The sequence below is a fragment of the Nocardioides pollutisoli genome (assembly GCF_040045055.1).
Taxonomy (GTDB): Bacteria; Actinomycetota; Actinomycetes; order Propionibacteriales; family Nocardioidaceae; genus Nocardioides; species Nocardioides tweenelious.
Map to the genome: position 1 here is coordinate 130037 of NZ_JBDZDU010000001.1, position 15513 is coordinate 145549.

The following is a 15513-nucleotide window of genomic DNA, read 5'->3' on the forward strand; positions in this document are numbered from 1 at the left end:
CGGCCTGCCCGGTTGGGTCTTCGTCCCCGCCGCGGCGGGGATGCTCTTCGTCGCGCTGCCGCTGGTCGCGATGCTGAGCCGGGTGGACTGGGCCGACTTCGTCGACCTGGTGAGCTCGGAGTCGTCCGTGGCAGCGCTGCGGCTGAGTCTCAAGACCTCGACGATCAGCACCCTGCTGTGCCTGCTCTTCGGCGTACCGATGGCGCTCGTCCTCGCCCGGACCAGCTTCCGGGGGCAAGGTCTGCTCCGGGCCTTGGTGCTCCTGCCGTTGGTGCTGCCGCCCGTGGTCGGAGGCATCGCCCTGCTCTACACGTTCGGGCGTCGCGGGCTGCTCGGCCACACCCTCGAGGTGCTGGGCGTCCAGATCGCCTTCTCGACCACCGCGGTCGTGCTCGCCCAGACCTTCGTGGCGCTGCCGTTCCTCGTCGTCAGCCTCGAGGGTGCCCTCCGGACGGCCGGCCAGCGGTACGAGGTCGTGGCGGCGACGCTCGGTGCTCGCCCGACGACGGTCTTCCGCCGGGTGACGCTGCCGCTCGTGCTGCCCGGGCTGGTGTCCGGCGCCGTGCTGTCCTTCGCCCGCGCGCTGGGCGAGTTCGGCGCCACGATCACGTTCGCCGGAAGCCTGCAGGGCGTCACCAGGACCCTGCCGCTCGAGATCTACCTCCAGCGCGAGACGGACGCCGACGCCGCGGTCGCGCTCTCGCTGGTGCTCGTGCTGGTCGCGGTCGTCGTCATCGCCGTCGCCCGACCCGGCCGGGAGCTCCGATGAGCCTCGAGGTCACCGCGTCGATCGCGGACCGTCACCTCGACATCGGGCTCGAGGTCGCCACCGGCGAGGTCGTCGCACTGCTGGGACCCAACGGCGCCGGCAAGTCGAGCATCCTGTCGGTCGTCGCCGGGCTGCTGCGGCCCGACGCCGGCAGCACGGTCCTCAACGGTCGCGTGCTGACGTCCGGCTCCACCTGGGTGCCTCCGCACGCGCGAGGGGTCGCGCTGCTCGCCCAGGACCCGCTGCTCTTCCCCCACCTGTCGGTGCTCGACAACGTCGCGTTCGGACCACGCAGCAGCGGGCGCTCCCGTGCGGAGTCACGGGCGACGGCGCGCCGCTGGCTCGACGAGGTCGGAGCCACCGAGCTGGCGGACCGCAAGCCGCACCAGCTCTCGGGCGGGCAGGGTCAGCGGGTCGCCATCGCGCGCGCCCTGGCCGCCGAGCCGGAGCTGCTGCTGCTCGACGAGCCGATGGCAGCGCTCGACGTCGCGATCACCCCTGCCCTGCGCCAGGTGCTGAAGCGGGTCCTGCACTCGCAGACGGCGATCATCGTCACCCACGACCTCCTCGACGCCCTGCTGCTGGCGGACCGCGTCGTCGTGGTGGAGGACGGGTCGATCGCCGAGTCCGGCGCCTGCGCCGACGTGCTCGCCCGACCGCGCAGCGGGTTCGCGGCGCGGATCGCCGGGCTCAACCTGGTGCGCGGCCGGTGGGACGGGCAGGCGGTGCGGTCCGACGACATCAGCGTCACCGGCATGCCCGCGGAGTCCGACCTGGCGCCCGGCGACGCCGCGGTCGCGGTGTTCCGGCCCAGCGCGGTCGCCGTGTTCCGGGCCGCTCCCGGGGGAAGCCCGCGCAACACCGTCGAGGTCGCCGTGTCGGCCATCGAGCCGCACGGGGACCAGATCCGGGTGCGGGCGGGCTCCCTGGCGGCGGACATCACCGCTGCCGCAGCGGCAGACCTCGACCTGGCCCCCGGCTCGTCCGTCGTCTTCTCGGTGAAGGCGACCGAGGTCGCCGTCTACCCGGCCTAGCAGCCTGCCCGTCCCCGGCTCAGCCTGTCGCGGACCCAGGTGCCGGGCCAGTTCCTCGACTGGCAGGATGCGACCCCGGCGAGGGGAGGGCGGCGTGGACTGGCAGCGGGACGTCGTGGGGTTGCTGGCGGGATTCGTCCTGGCCGCGGTGACCACTCCCGTGGGCGTCTCGGGCGCGGTGTTCCTGCTTCCGTTCCAGCTCTCCGTGCTCCACGTCCCGAACCCGCGGATCACGCCGACGAACCTGCTGTTCAACGTCATCTCCGGCCCGGGAGGGCTGGTCCGCTACCGCCGACGAGGACAGTTCGATCGTGACCTCACGCTCCAGCTGCTCTCCGGCTCGGTGCCAGGGGTGGTGCTCGGAGCGCTCATCCGGGTCTACGTCGCCACCGACCCGGACGTGTTCCGGATGCTCGCCGCCGCCGTGCTCGCCCCGGTCGGGCTGTTCATCCTGCGCAGGCCGGCCCCCGGCTCCCTGGAGCGGCGTCTCTCGTCACGCACCGTCCGGGCCCTGGCGTTCACCATCGGCATCATCGGCGGTGTCTACGGGATCGGTGGCGGGTCCATCCTCGGACCCATCCTGGTCGGCACCGGGATGACCGTTGCCACCGTGGCACCGGCAGCGTTGTTGTCGACCTGGGTGACGTCGCTGGTCGGAGTCACGACGTACGCCGTCATCTCGCTCGACGCCGTCGGCCCGATCTCGCCGGACTGGACGCTGGGGATCGCGACCGGTGTCGGCGGTCTTCTCGGCGGCTGGCTCGGGGCGTCCCTCCAGCCCCGCATCCCCGAGCGGGCGTTGCGGACCCTGCTCGGAGTGCTGGCGCTCTCGCTGGCCGTCGTCTACGTGTACCAGGTGCTGGGGCGGCCGTAGCCGGACTCAGCTGTCGGCCACCGGCGGCAGCGTCACGACCTGGCCGGCGAAGCTCAGGCCGGCGCCGAAGGCGATCAGGAGCGCCGTGTCCCCGGCCTTGGCGTCGCCCTTGCGCACCATCGCCTCGATGGCCAGCGGCACGGACGCCGCGGACGTGTTGCCGGAGTCCTGGACGTCGCGGGCGATCGCGACTGTCTCAGGCAGCTTGAGGTTGCGGGCGAGGGTCTCGGAGATCCGGAGGTTGGCCTGGTGGGGCACGAAGACGTCGAGGTCGTCGAGCGACAGCCCGGCCTCGGTCACCGCCTCGCGGGCGACGTCCGCCATCGCGAACGGCGCCCAGCGGAAGACCGCCGTGCCCTCCATCTGGACGACGAGCGGGTGGTCCGGGGTGAGCTCGTCGCAGCGCATCGACTGCGTGATGACGTGCGACTGCGAGCCGTCGGAGCCCCAGGCGACCGGGCCGATGCCGGCCTCGTCGCTCGGTCCGACCACGACCGCACCGGCGCCGTCGGCGAAGATGAACGCCGTGCCGCGGTCGGTCGGGTCCATGAAGGTGCTGAGCCGCTCGACACCGACGACCAGGACGTAGCGGGCGTTGCCGCCGCGGACCAGGTCGGAGGCGACGGAGAGGGAGTGGCAGAAGCCCGCGCAGCCCGCGGAGACGTCGAACGCGGCTGCCCGGGAGCCGAGCCGGTCGGCGAGCATCGGGGCGGCCGCGGGCGTGTGCTGCACGTGGGTGGACGTCGCGAGGATGACCGTGCCGATGTCGCCGGCGGCCACGCCGGACGCCTTCAGCGCCCGCTCGCACGCGATCTGGGCCATGTCGAGCAGGGACTCGCCCTCGCCGGCGTACCGCCGGGTCCGGATGCCGGACCGCGTCTGGATCCACTCGTCGCTGGAGTCGAGCACCTCGCAGATCTCGTCGTTCGTGACGACCCTCTCGGGGCGGTAGACCCCCAGCCCGAGCATGGCGCTCGCTGGTGCTCCGGCCCGCTGGTTGATCTTCGCCATGACTGCTCCTGACTCCGTCTTCATCCGAACGTCCGGAGGTTACTGCCTCGCCCCTCGGAGCCGGTCAGACGCGCTTGACGAACTCCATCGAGACCTCCACCGGCTCGAAGCCCATCCGCTCGTTGATGGCGACCATGTAGCCGTTGGTCTCGGCGTTCTGCGTGGTGACCAGGGTCAGGTCGCCCCGAGCGGCCTGCGCGGCGCGGAGGTTGACCGCCTTGGTTGCCAGGCCGAGGTGGTGACCGCGGTGCTCCCGGTGCACGAAGGTGCCCCACTGGTAGACCTCGGTGCTGTCCTGCAGGGGCACCGCGAGCGTGGACTGCGCGACGACCTCGCGGTCCGGGGTGAGGGCGAGCGTCTCGTAGCGGGCGCGTCCCATCGCCTCGGTGGTCGCCACCATCTCGGCGTACCGCTGCGGCGTGACGGCCTCCTCCTCGAAGTCGACGGCGCCGGTCGGAGCGTCGACCGCGAGCTGGCCGAGCAGCAGCGAGAGCGACTCGACGAGATCGTCGGGCACCGCACCGACGAAGGTCTCGATCGTGTAGCCGACGTGGTGGGGCGCTGCGTCGTCGATCCACTCCTGGATCCGGTCGTCCGCGACCGGGAGGGGCAGGTGGCGGACCACCTCGACGTTGGAGAACTCGAAGCCGCAGGCCTCGGCGAAACGTCGGTGGGGATGGTCCTCCCGGCGCTCGAAGGGGATCTTGGACTCGGTGAGGACCGAGGTGCGGCCGTCCTTGCGGGCGACGTCGACCACCGTGTCGGCGAGCGCCCGGCCGATGCCCCGACGCCGGTGGGGCACGTCGACGTCGAGGTGCAGGAAGGCCTTGTCGGTGTTGTCCAGCAGGAAGGACCACAGCGCCGCGGTGCCGACCATCCGGTCCCCGTCGTACGCCGCGAAGAGCTCCTGCCTCTCGCCGCTGTCGGGCGAGCGGAAGCCGCCCAGGAACTCCTCGAAGCCCCAGAACGGCATGTCCGGGCGGCCGTGGAGCTCGCTGCGGCGGTTGACGTCGTAGAAGTCGCGCATCAGCGCGTCGTCAGCCAGGTCGGCCCGGTCGAGCGCGCGGATCTCCATGACGACAGAGGCTAGGCCGGTCGTGGACCCGGCGGACACCGGTTTTCCGCTCCCGGCGGGAGGCGCACCTGCGCCGCGATAACACGCGCGCAATCTCGGCGTGTGAGGATCCGTCCATGGACAGGACCGTGGGTGCCGAGCTGGGGATCACCGCCCACAGCGACTGCGAGATCGAGCTGCAGATCGCCGTCGCGAGGACGCCGGGCCTGGAGGTCACCGAGCGGCTCTCGATCGTCCACGAGGGTGTCGAGATCACGCCCGTCGAGGTGGTCGCGCCCCACGACGGTCGTCTCCACCTCGTCACGCTGCCGCCCGGCGACTGCCGGGTCACCTACGAAGCACAGGTCCGCGGGACCGCCGAGATCCCCGAGCCCTCGCTGGCCGACCTCTCCCTCTACCGCCGGCCCAGCCGCTACATCGAGTCCGACACGTTCGGCGGCTTCGCCTACTCCGAGTTCGGTGGCGTGCACGAGGGCCAGCTGCTCGAGGCCGTGTCCTCCTGGGTGGGCACCCGCCTCATCTACGTCCCGGGCAGCAGCGGCCCCACGGACGGGGCGACGGACACCCTCCTCGGCGGCGCCGGCGTCTGCCGTGACTACGCCCACCTCGTGATCGCGCTGCTGCGGGCCCTCCGGGTCCCGGCACGGCTCGCGGGCGTCTACGCACCCGGGTGCGACCCGATGGACTTCCACGCGGTCGTCGAGGCGTACGTCGCCGGCGGTTGGTACGTCGTGGACGCCACCGCCCTCGCACCCCGCTCGTCACTGGTCCGGATCGCGACCGGCCGAGACGCTGCCGACACGGCGTTCATGACCACCGTGTCCGGTGGCGCCGACCTCACCTGGTCGCAGGTCACCGCCGTCGCCGACGACGGGCTGCCGAACGACGACCTCGACCAGCTGGTCGCTCTCCGCTGAGGGTGGGTGAGCCCGGCCGAGATCACGCCGGGTCCCCCGCTCACGCGGGCGGGTGCGGGCTGCCGAGATAGGGGAACTGGGCGAGGGTGTCGGAGTGTGGCGCGAGACCCGGGGGCGGGACGTCGCCCTTCGACAGGAACAGCAGCCGGTGGTTGATGACGTCGTCGGTGAAGACCCGGCCGTTCGGGTAGCGGGCCGGCCGCGTGGGTTCGAAGGTCAGGACGTCGGGCAGCAGGCCCTCGACCTCGATGGCCGCGACCGCCTCCTCGCGGGTGTAGCCGCCGGTGTGCCCCATCAGGTGCACGAACTGGTCGGTCCAGCGGCCGACGTCGTGGACGGGCTCGCTCGCGTTGTACTCCTCCTTCGTCTCGTCGGTGTTGAAGAAGCTGCTCACCGACGGGTGGCCGGCCCGGTCGACGTGCACGAGGCGGCCGTCCTGCCGGACGCTGCACCGCCCCCAGATGTGCAGATCGGGATCTGCACCGAGCACCTCGGTCGGCAGCTCTACCACCATCGAGAAGACGTTCGCCCGCAGGTTGGAGTCGACCCCGGTCCACGGGGACGGGCTACCGAAGTGCGGAGCCGTGAAGTTGCGGTGGCCGCGGATGTCGAAGAGGTTCTTGATCCCGTCGAAGTCGAAGAAGAAGGCATCGCTGCGGGCGCCGGCGAAGAACGTGTGGTCGCCCGCGTGGACGACGTGGGCGTCAGCGCCGAAGGAGACCTGGCCACCCTCGACGACCCGGGTCCCCACCGCTTCCGCGGAGCGAGCGTCGGCGCCGGTCGCGACGTACACGTCGAAGGCCTGGCCGGCATCGGTCGGTGGCGCGAACACCCAGCTGATCGCGATGTCGTCGAGGTAGTCCCCGTCGTTGTCGATCGCGAGTCGGTAGATCGCGTCCGGGTGCAACGCATCGGCGTTGGGGTTGGCGTTGAGGATGAGCACGGTCCGGGTCGGGTCACCGGGCGCCTGGAAGGCGTAGAGGTCGCACAGGTCGAGCCGCTGGTCTCCCAGCGGTGGACCGAGACTCAGACCGGTGAAGTGGTTCGACATCCTGCAACCACTGTAGGACCGCCCCAGGAATGCAGAAAGCCGCCCGAAGGCGGCTTCTGTAGTGGGTGGAGCTGAGGGGACTCGAACCCCTGACCCCCTGCATGCCCATCCAGCAGAGCCGCTACCAGCTGCGCCACCGTCAACCCACGCAAATGCCAGAAGGGCTGTCATCGCGATGCGATGACAGCCCTTCTGTCCGGTGGAGCTGAGGGGACTCGAACCCCTGACCCCCTGCATGCCATGCAGGTGCGCTACCAGCTGCGCCACAGCCCCATTGCTTCCCTGATCGACCTTGCGGCCGACCGGGTGACAACTCGCGGAATACTAGCCAACCGTCCGGCCCGAAGCGAAATCGGGGTCCGTCAGACGGTGGCCACCCGGTTGTAGGCGCGCATCCGGAGGGGCGCGCCCGCCTCCTCCTGGTCCAGCTCGACCCAGCCGCAGTTGCCGAGGCCGTGGAGGACCGCCCGCTCGGTGACCGGCCAGCCGAGCAGGACGGGCACGGCGTCGCGGATCGCGGCCCCGTGTGACACGGCCACCGCGAGCTCGCCGGGACCGATCGAGGCCAGCAGCTCGAGCAGAGCCGCGCGCACGCGGGCGGACACCTCGACAGCCGTCTCGCCGCCCGGCACCACGTCGAAGTCGCCGCGGCGGAAGGCCGCGAACTCCTCGGGCGCGAGCTCGGCGTACTCCGTGTGGGTCAGGCCCTGCCGCTCGGCGAGGTAGTACTCACGCAGGCGCGCGTCGTACGTCGGGTCCAACCCGCACTCCTTCGCGACGTACGCCGCGGTGTCGCGGGCGCGCAGGCTGTCGGACGACCAGAGCGCGACCGGACCCATCGCCGCGATGACCGGGGCCGTCTCGGCCGCCTGGCGACGACCGGTGTCGTCGAGCTCGGCGTCGAGCTGACCCTGGACGCGACCGGCCTTGTTCCAGGCGGTCTGGCCGTGCCGGAGGAGAAGGAGCCTCTTAGCGCTCATGCGAGACGACGTCGGCGGGCAGCTCGATCGCCGGGCAGTCGCGCCACAGCCGCTCGAGGGCGTAGAACTGCCGCTCCTCCTCGTGCTGCACGTGCACGACGATCTCGCCGTAGTCGATGAGGACCCAGCGCCCGTCGCGCTCGCCCTCGCGCCGCAGCGGCTTGGCGCCGATCTCGCGCAGCTTGTCCTCGATCTCGTCGACGATCGACTTCACCTGGCGGTCGTTGGAGGCCGAGGCGAGGACGAACGCGTCGCTGATCGCGAGCTGCTCGCTGACGTCGAAGGCGATGATGTTGGAGGCGAGCTTGTCGGACGCGGCGCGGGCGGCGGCCCGGACGAGCTCGACGGCGTGGTCGGTGGCAGTCATGGGGTGTCCTTGGGATACAGGTCGTGCTTGGCGATGTACTGGACCACGCCATCGGGCACGAGGTACCAGACCGGCTCGCCGCGTCGCTTGCGGTCGCGGCAGTCGGAGGAGGAGATCGCCAGTGCGGGGATCTCGACCATGGTCACACGGTCGGAGGGGATCGAGGCGATCGTCGCGTCGTCCATGGTGTAGCCCGGGCGGGTGCAGCCGACGAACTGGGCGAGCGCGAAGAGGTCCTCCGCGTCGCGCCAGGTGAAGATGTCGGCGAGCGCGTCCATGCCGGTGATGAAGTAGAGCTCGGCGTCGGGGAACCGCGCCTTGAGGTCCTTCAGCGTGTCGATCGTGTACGTCGGCCCGTGGCGGTCGATGTCGACGCGGGAGACGTTGAACCGCGGGTTGGCGGCGGTCGCGATGACCGTCATCAGGTAGCGGTCCTCGGCGGGCGAGACGTCCCGGTCGGACTTCTGCCACGGGTCACCGGTCGGCACGAAGACGACCTCGTCGAGGTCGAACCACGCCTGCACCTCCGACGCGGCCACGAGGTGGCCGTGGTGGATCGGGTCGAAGGTGCCGCCCATGACACCGACGCGACGGGCGCCCGGCACGCGCTCGGCCCTCGGCTCGGTGGTCAGCTGTGCTCGCGTCCCGCGCCGAAGGCGAGCAGCGCCAGCAGCAGTGCCAGCAGGATGCCGAGAGCGATGCCGCCGATGAGCCAGTGGTTGGGCACGTTGGGGTTCTCGGTGTGCAACACGGTGAGCAGCGCGTTCATGGGCGACAGCCTAGCGGTGTCAGCGGACGTGTCCGTCGCCGGTGACGACGTACTTCGTCGAGGTCATCTCGGGCAGGCCCATCGGGCCGCGAGCGTGCAGCTTCTGGGTGCTGATCCCGATCTCGGCGCCGAAGCCGAACTCTCCCCCGTCGGTGAAGCGCGTCGACGCGTTGACGAGCACCGCGGCGGAGTCCACGGCGGCCGTGAACGCGCGCGCAGCAGCGAGGTCCTCGGTCACGATCGCCTCGGTGTGCTGGCTGGAGAAGCGCCGGATGTGGCTGATCGCCGCGTCGAGGTCGGGTACGACGGCCGCGGAGATGTCGAGGGAGAGGTACTCCTGCGCGAAGTCCTCGTCCGTGGCGGCCACCACCCCGTCGTACGCCGCGAACGCGAGGTCCCCGTGGATCGCGACCCCGGCCTCCTGCAGCGCCGTGACCACCCGGGGCAGGAAGGCATCGGCCACGTCGGCGTGGACCAGCAGCGACTCGGCCGCGTTGCAGACGCTGGTGCGGTGGGTCTTGGAGTTGAGGACGATCGCGAGCGCCTTGTCGAGGTCGGCGGCGGCGTCGACGTAGACGTGGCAGTTGCCGACGCCGGTCTCGATCACCGGCACCGTCGACTCCTCGACGACCGACCGGATCAGACCCGCTCCCCCACGGGGGATCAGCACGTCGACGTGGCCGCGGGCGCGCATCAGGGCCTTCACGCTGTCGTGGCTGTCGCCGGGGACCAGCTGGACGACATCGGCGTCGAGGCCGGCGGAGGAGACCGCGTCGCGGAGCACGCCGACGATCGCGGCGTTGCTCGACCGGGCGCTCGAGGAGCCGCGCAGGAGCACGGCGTTGCCGGACTTCAGGCAGATGCCGGCCGCGTCGGCCGTGACGTTGGGGCGGGCCTCGTAGATCATCCCGACGACACCGAAGGGCACGCGGACCTGGCGCAGCTCGAGGCCGTTGGCGAGCGTGCTGCCTCGCACCACCTCGCCGACCGGGTCGGGCAGACCTGCGACGTCGCGGAGCCCCTGGGCCATCCCGGCCAGGCGGTCGGGCGTGAGCCGGAGCCGGTCGACGATGTTCGGCGGGGTGCCACCGGACTCGGCGCGGGCGACGTCCTCGGCGTTGGCGGCGAGCACCTCGTCCTCGCGCTCGAGCAGCGCGTCGGCCATCGCCTGGAGGGCCTGGTCCTTCTGGGCGCGGGTCGCCAGGGCCAGGCCGTGACTGGCCTCCCGGGCGCGCTCGGCGACCGCGACGACCTCCTGCTGCGTGTCCATGCGGCGAGCCTAGGGGGTGTCTCCTTGTCCGGCGCCGCGCAGCAGGCGCTTCCGGACAAGGAGTCACCCCCTGCGGTGATCATGCAACCAAACCGGGTCCGCGGGCGTCGTACGCTCGACAAGCTCACGCAGCTCGCTGCCATCGGGGAAGGACCTCCGTTGCTCCGCTCCACCTCTCGTGCCGTCGGGCTCACCTCTGCCCTGGCGCTCGGCGTCTCGGCGCTCGCCATGGTCTCCGGGCAGGTCCCGGCGCACGCCGACCAGCCGGTCCACCGGGCGGCAGACGACGCCGCTCCGTTCTCCCTCTGGACGCCCAAGAAGGTCACGTCCTACGAGTACCGCAACCGGACCTGGACCGACTTCGGCCTCCGCCTCGTCGCCGAGACCGGGCCGCTCGAGGTCTGGTCGCACCGCCCGTCGTACGACGAGGGGATCCAGAGCAGCTGGCGCTCCGCCTCCGGCGACGTGGCGCTCCCCCCGGACTCGATGGAGAACTTCGCCGGGATCTCGAACTTCCTGACGATCACGGTCACGCCCCGCAAGGGCGGCGGCGACCCGCTCGTCGTGAAGCGCGACGCCTGCCTCAACGGCTACTCCGAGCGGGTCCGACCGAGCGCGCCCGCGACGTCGCCCTACCCGGTCGGCTGCTGGTACAACCCGTTCAGCCTCGGCTCGGTCCAGGGCGTCCAGCAGGGCTGGGCCAGTCCGGTGCTCAGCCAGGGCAAGCCGTTCAAGCTCGGTGTCGGCAAGTACGACGTCGTGACGTCGATCAGCCCGAGGTACGCCGCCGCCTTCGGCCTCACGCCCGACGAGGCCTCGGTCTCGACGGTCCTGACCGTGACCGACCAGGAGGTCGAGCCCGGCGGCCCCGGCGGCCCGAAGCCACCGCACCCGGTCGACCGACAGGCCCGGCCCGTCTCCCACCCGCCTCAGGGCGCCGTCGAGCCGCCCGCGGACGGCCCTGAGCCGGACCTCCGCTCCCTGCCCGCGTGGGGCATCTCGCTGAACAAGAACGGCACCCAGCTGCGCTTCTCGGCGACCGTGTGGAACGCCGGCGACAGCCCGCTGGTCGTCGACGGCTTCCGGCGGGACGGCAAGGACGAGATGGACGCCTACCAGTACTTCTTCGACGCCGACGGCACGCAGACCGGCTACCAGCCGGTCGGCCACATGCACTGGGACCCCAAGCCCTCGCACCAGCACTGGCACTTCGAGGACTTCGCCCGCTACTCGCTGCTCGACCACGACAAGCAGCCGATCGCGGTCTCCCACAAGGAGGCGTTCTGCCTCGCCAACACCGACGCCGTCGACCTCACCGTCCCCGACGCCGCGTGGCGGCCCGAGAACACCAACCTCGCGACCTCGTGCGGTGACTACTCAGCGCTGAGCATCCGGGAGGTGCTCGCCGCCGGCTGGGGCGACACCTACACGCAGTACCGCGCGGGCCAGTCGATCCCGATCCGCACCCTCCCCGACGGCACCTACTACCTCGCCGTCGTCGCCAACCCGGAGGGCAACCTCGTCGAGGAGTCGACGGACAACAACACCGCGCTCCGCAAGATCCGCCTCAGCACGAAGAAGGGTGTGCGCACCGTGACCGTGCCGCAGGTCGGGATCATCACGGAGGAGGGGTACGGCGGCACCGGCTGACCCGGCCCCGGACCCGAGGGCATCGATCTTCGTCGTCCAGCGCCACCACGCGACCAACATCCACTTCGACCTCCGCCTGGAGGTCGACGGGGTCTTGGCGTCCTGGGCCGTCCCGAAGGGTCCGTCCGCCGACCCGCGGCAGAAGCGGCTGGCCGTCCGTGTCGACGACCACGAGCTGGAGCACGCGTCGTACGAGAACGACGTCGAGGGTCGCGGCTCGGTCGTCATCTGGGACTCCGGGACGTTCGAGAACCTCACCGAGCGGGACGGTGAGCCCGTGTCGGTCGCCGACGCGCTCGCGGCCGGCCACCTCAAGGTGGTGCTCCACGGCGACCGGCTGCAGGGCGCCTACACGCTGCAGCAGACCCGGATGGGCGGCGACGACCGCAACTGGCTGCTGGTCAAGGTCACCGACCCCTGAAATGAGCCGAGTCGGCGCAGTGTCAGGCTGACACTGCGCCGACTCGGTGAAGCGGGTCAGCCCTTGCGGGCGTTGATCTGCTCGGTCGCGGCCGGGAGGACCGTGTGGAGGTCACCCACGACACCGAAGTCGACCAGCTCGAACATCGGGGCCTCTTCGTCCTTGTTGACGGCCACGATGGTCTTCGAGGTCTGCATGCCGGCGCGGTGCTGGATCGCACCGGAGATGCCGTTGGCGACGTAGAGCTGCGGCGAGACCGTCTTGCCGGTCTGGCCGACCTGGAAGGTGTGCGGCATCCAGCCCGAGTCGACCGCGGCGCGCGAGGCACCCACGGCCGCGCCGAGGGCGTCGGCCAGGGCCTCGATCGGCTCGAAGTTGCCGCCGGTGCCACGACCACCGGAGACCACGATCGCGGCCTCGGTGAGCTCGGGACGACCGGTCGCCTGGCGCGGCTGCGAGGCCACGATCTGGGCGGTCTTCGCACCGTCGGAGATGGTCGGGGTGAACTCCTCGACGGCACCCGCGCCCGCGGACTCCTCCGGAGCCGCGGAGTTGGGCTTGACCGTGATGATCGGGGTGCCCTTGGTGACCTTGGCCTGGACGGTGAAGTTGCCGGCGAACACGCTCTGCGTGGTGACCGGACCCTCCTGCACGTCGACGGCGTCGGTGATCAGGCCCGACTCGAGCTTGATCGCGAGACGACCGGCGATCTCCTTGCCCTCGGCGGACGACGGGATCAGGATCGCGGCCGGCGACGCCTTCTCGGCGAGCTGCTGCAGCGCTTCGGCCTTGGGGGCCACGAGGTAGCCCTTCAGCGGGGCGTCGTCGATCGTGTAGACCTTCTCGGCGCCGTACGCCTTGACCTTCTCGGCCACCTCGGCGGCCTTGTCGGCCGGACCGATGTAGACGGCGGACGGCTCACCGAGACGCTTGGCGAGGGTGAGCAGCTCGTACGTCGGCTTCTTGACTGCGCCGTCGACGTGGTCGACGACAACCAGAACTTCAGACATCAGACGCTCCTCAGATGAACTTCTTGGAGGCGAGGAAGTCGGTCAGCGCCGTGGCGCCCGAGCCGTCCTCGTCCTTGACGATCTCGCCGGCGGTGCGCGGCGGGCGGGCCGTGGTCTCCTCGACCTCGGTCCACGCGGCACCCGCGCCGACCTCGCTCGCGTCGACGCCGATGTCGCTGAGCGACCACACGTCGAGCTGCTTCTTCTTGGCGGCCATGATGCCCTTGAACGACGGGTAGCGGGCCTCGCCCGACTGGTCAGTCACCGACAGGACCAGCGGCATCGTGCCGCCGATGACCTCGGTGGCCGTGTCGCCGTCGCGCTTGATCCGGACCTGGTCGCCCTGGAACTCGACGACCGAGGCCAGCGTGACCTGGGGCAGGCCGAGGCGCTCGGCGAGCATCGCCGGGACGACGCTCATGCCGGCGTCGGTCGAGGCCAGACCGCCGACCACGAGGTCGACCTTCTTCTCGGCACCCAGCTTCTCGATGGCCTTGGCGAGCACCAGCGACGTCGCGATGGCGTCGGAGCCGGCGATGGCGTCGTCGAGCACGTGGACGCCCTGGTCGGCACCCATCTGCAGCGCCTTGCGCACCGCGTCGACAGCCTTCTCCGGACCCACGCAGAGCGCGGTCACGGTGGTGTCGTCGCCGGCCTTCTCCTTGATCTGCAGCGACTGCTCGACGCCGTACTCGTCAAGCTCCGACAGCAGACCGTCGACGCCGACGCGGTCCACGGTGTTGTCCGACTCGAACTGCCGGTCAGCAGTGGCGTCGGGAACGTACTTCACACAGACGACAATGTTCATGGTGGTGTGGCCGGAACCGGCCCCTCCTGATGTCCTGATGCACTCGGATGTGCTCGTGAGGCTACCGTCGCGTAGGGCGTGCCGAAACTCGCTCCGGGGTTGGCTTTGTCACAGCAGCGCTGTCACGGTCGGTCAGGGCCGGATGATCCGCTCCAGGATCCGGCCGACGACCAGGTAGGCGACCGCCCCGAGGCCCCAGTTGGCGAGGGCGTTCTTGGTCGCGGCGTCGCTGCCGTCGAACTTGAAGATCCCGTTGTCGCGCGAGAAGACGTCGAGGTCGACGACGTCGGCCCCGTCGAGGACGAACTTCACCAGCGCGTTGCCGGTGTTGGCGTCCAGCGCGATGAGCAGGGCGCCGACCGCGAGGAAGAGTGCGCAGACCACGGCTGCGATCCACACGACCTGGGCCAGCCGCAGCCGGATCGCCGCACCGCGGCGCCTCGTCGATCGTCGGTCTGCCACGTCCCGCTCCTCTGTCTCCACGCACCCGTCATGCCCGGTGGCACGGCGGCGGCAAACCTTCGCACATCACCGGTCTTGGCGACGCGCGAGGCCGCGAGCACGCACAATGCCGCCATGGAGCTGCGTCAGCTGGAGTACGTCGTGACGCTGGCCGACGAGCTCAGCTTCCGTCGAGCCTCCGAGCGGCTGGCGATCGCACAGTCGGGGCTGAGCCAGCAGCTCAAGCGGCTCGAGCGCGAGCTCGGCGTACCCCTCTTCGACCGGTCGACCCACCACGTCGCGCTGACCCAGGCCGGGGCGGCGTTCGTCAGCGAGGCGCGGCGCACCCTCGAGGCGGCCGAGCGGGCCCGTGAGGTCGCCCGCCGGGCGGCCCGCACGAGCGACCGGCTGGTCGTCTGCGTCGGCGACGCCACCATGGACACGATGCCCACGGTCCTCGAGTCGGTCCGGGCCGAGCTGCCACACCTCGAGGTCGCCACCGTCGTGGGCGGGCTGCCCCGCCAGCGGGAGATGCTGCGCAACGGCGACCTCGACCTGGGGCTGGCGCTCCTCGACGGCGACCCCGGACCGGGCCTGGCCGCGCGGCTGCTCCGGCGCGAGCCGATGGGGGTGGTGGTCGGCGAGCACCACCCGCTCGCCGGCGCGGAGCAGGTGCGCTGGTGCGACCTGGGCGACGTGACCCTGCTCGTGGGGTCCGAGGACGAGCACCCGGAGTACAACGCGTTCGTCCGCGGTCTGCTCGCGGAGGCGGGGGTCGCCCCCACCATGTCGCCCTGCGGGACCGTCCCGGAGGCGGTCGAGGGGGTGCGGTCCGGCGCCGGGCTGCTGTGCGTCCCGGAGCTGCCCGTCCTGCCTCCCGGGGTGCGGTGGCGCCCGTTGGTCCAGCCCACGACCGGGCTCCCGACGTCGCTGGTGTGGCGCCGCCACGACGACCGGCCGTTGCTCCGGCGGGTGCTCGACCTGGCCTCGGACACCGGGCGCAGCTCCGGCTGGCTCGGTGATCACCGAGACTGATCACCCGTTCACGGAACGACGCTTTCCGGCC

18 protein-coding genes and 1 tRNA gene are annotated in these 15513 nt (G+C 71.2%); 7 read left to right on the forward strand and 12 right to left on the reverse strand.

Translation table 11 applies throughout. From position 1 onward, the window contains the following. Positions 1-40 precede the first annotated feature (40 nt). From ABLE68_RS00590 to ABLE68_RS00600, 3 genes are all read left to right on the forward strand, one after another. Positions 41-769, forward strand: coding sequence for an ABC transporter permease (locus ABLE68_RS00590; RefSeq protein WP_348873215.1), 729 nt, complete (start codon positions 41-43; stop codon positions 767-769). Beyond that, entirely contained in the window at positions 766-1803 is a 1038-nt protein-coding gene (locus ABLE68_RS00595; RefSeq protein ID WP_348869121.1) for a sulfate/molybdate ABC transporter ATP-binding protein, read from the forward strand. The genes ABLE68_RS00590 and ABLE68_RS00595 overlap by 4 nt, the downstream gene beginning before the upstream one ends. Before the next feature lie 94 nt (positions 1804-1897). Next, the gene (locus ABLE68_RS00600) at positions 1898-2677 is read left to right on the forward strand and encodes a sulfite exporter TauE/SafE family protein (RefSeq protein ID WP_348869122.1); all 780 of its coding nucleotides are present in this window, start codon (positions 1898-1900) and stop codon (positions 2675-2677) included. Between the two features lie 6 nt (positions 2678-2683). On the opposite strand, the gene ABLE68_RS00605 is transcribed toward ABLE68_RS00600, so the two are convergent. Beyond that, positions 2684-3688: a beta-ketoacyl-ACP synthase III gene (locus ABLE68_RS00605; protein WP_348869123.1), complete on the reverse strand. Its 1005-nt coding sequence runs from the start codon at positions 3686-3688 to the stop codon at positions 2684-2686. A 64-nt stretch (positions 3689-3752) separates the two neighbouring features. After that, a complete protein-coding gene (locus ABLE68_RS00610) occupies positions 3753-4763 on the reverse strand; it encodes a GNAT family N-acetyltransferase (RefSeq protein WP_348869124.1) in 1011 nt (336 codons plus the stop codon). A 116-nt stretch (positions 4764-4879) separates the two neighbouring features. Here ABLE68_RS00610 and ABLE68_RS00615 point away from each other — a divergent pair, with 116 nt between their 5' ends. Next, positions 4880-5680 carry a transglutaminase-like domain-containing protein gene (locus ABLE68_RS00615; protein ID WP_348869125.1) on the forward strand — a complete coding sequence of 267 codons (801 nt, stop codon included), beginning with the start codon at positions 4880-4882 and terminating at the stop codon, positions 5678-5680. A 40-nt stretch (positions 5681-5720) separates the two neighbouring features. Here the strand turns inward: ABLE68_RS00615 and ABLE68_RS00620 are convergent, their stop codons facing one another. The 7 genes from ABLE68_RS00620 to ABLE68_RS00650 form a co-directional block, all read right to left on the reverse strand. Continuing rightward, positions 5721-6731, reverse strand: a complete 1011-nt coding sequence (locus ABLE68_RS00620) for a DUF4331 family protein (RefSeq protein WP_348869126.1) — start codon at positions 6729-6731, stop codon at positions 5721-5723. A 200-nt stretch (positions 6732-6931) separates the two neighbouring features. Then, positions 6932-7004 (reverse strand) — tRNA-Ala (locus ABLE68_RS00625). An 89-nt stretch (positions 7005-7093) separates the two neighbouring features. After that, entirely contained in the window at positions 7094-7711 is a 618-nt protein-coding gene (locus tag ABLE68_RS00630) for a histidine phosphatase family protein (protein ID WP_348869127.1), read from the reverse strand. Then, on the reverse strand, positions 7701-8078 hold the full coding sequence (rsfS, locus tag ABLE68_RS00635; RefSeq protein ID WP_348869128.1) for a ribosome silencing factor: 378 nt from the start codon (positions 8076-8078) through the stop codon (positions 7701-7703). Before rsfS ends, ABLE68_RS00630 begins: the two co-directional genes overlap by 11 nt. Next, positions 8075-8683 (reverse strand): nicotinate-nucleotide adenylyltransferase, encoded by a 609-nt coding sequence (gene nadD / locus ABLE68_RS00640; RefSeq protein ID WP_348869129.1) that lies wholly within the window; start codon positions 8681-8683, stop codon positions 8075-8077. The genes rsfS and nadD overlap by 4 nt, the downstream gene beginning before the upstream one ends. 23 nt (positions 8684-8706) lie before the next feature. Beyond that, entirely contained in the window at positions 8707-8847 is a 141-nt protein-coding gene (locus ABLE68_RS00645; RefSeq protein ID WP_348869130.1) for a hypothetical protein, read from the reverse strand. A 19-nt stretch (positions 8848-8866) separates the two neighbouring features. Further along, a complete protein-coding gene (locus ABLE68_RS00650; RefSeq protein ID WP_348869131.1) occupies positions 8867-10117 on the reverse strand; it encodes a glutamate-5-semialdehyde dehydrogenase in 1251 nt (416 codons plus the stop codon). On the opposite strand from ABLE68_RS00650, the gene ABLE68_RS00655 reads away from it, so the two are divergent. Together ABLE68_RS00655 and ABLE68_RS00660 are read left to right on the forward strand one after the other, a co-directional pair. Next, positions 10061-11767, forward strand: coding sequence for a lysyl oxidase family protein (locus ABLE68_RS00655; RefSeq protein ID WP_348869132.1), 1707 nt, complete (start codon positions 10061-10063; stop codon positions 11765-11767). The two genes, ABLE68_RS00650 and ABLE68_RS00655, sit on opposite strands and share 57 nt — an antisense overlap. 25 nt (positions 11768-11792) lie before the next feature. Beyond that, complete coding sequence (locus ABLE68_RS00660) at positions 11793-12188, forward strand: DNA polymerase ligase N-terminal domain-containing protein (protein ID WP_348873216.1); 396 nt, start codon at positions 11793-11795, stop codon at positions 12186-12188. Positions 12189-12244: 56 nt separating this feature from the next. Here the strand turns inward: ABLE68_RS00660 and ABLE68_RS00665 are convergent, their stop codons facing one another. The 3 genes from ABLE68_RS00665 to ABLE68_RS00675 form a co-directional block, all read right to left on the reverse strand. Beyond that, positions 12245-13198 (reverse strand): electron transfer flavoprotein subunit alpha/FixB family protein, encoded by a 954-nt coding sequence (locus ABLE68_RS00665; protein WP_348869133.1) that lies wholly within the window; start codon positions 13196-13198, stop codon positions 12245-12247. Between the two features lie 10 nt (positions 13199-13208). Then, the gene (locus ABLE68_RS00670) at positions 13209-13988 is read right to left on the reverse strand and encodes an electron transfer flavoprotein subunit beta/FixA family protein (protein ID WP_348869134.1); all 780 of its coding nucleotides are present in this window, start codon (positions 13986-13988) and stop codon (positions 13209-13211) included. Between the two features lie 150 nt (positions 13989-14138). Continuing rightward, positions 14139-14468: a hypothetical protein gene (locus ABLE68_RS00675; RefSeq protein WP_348869135.1), complete on the reverse strand. Its 330-nt coding sequence runs from the start codon at positions 14466-14468 to the stop codon at positions 14139-14141. 114 nt (positions 14469-14582) lie between these two features. Between ABLE68_RS00675 and ABLE68_RS00680 the strand changes: the two genes are divergently transcribed. After that, entirely contained in the window at positions 14583-15482 is a 900-nt protein-coding gene (locus tag ABLE68_RS00680) for a LysR family transcriptional regulator (protein WP_348869136.1), read from the forward strand. Positions 15483-15513: the final 31 nt, after the last annotated feature.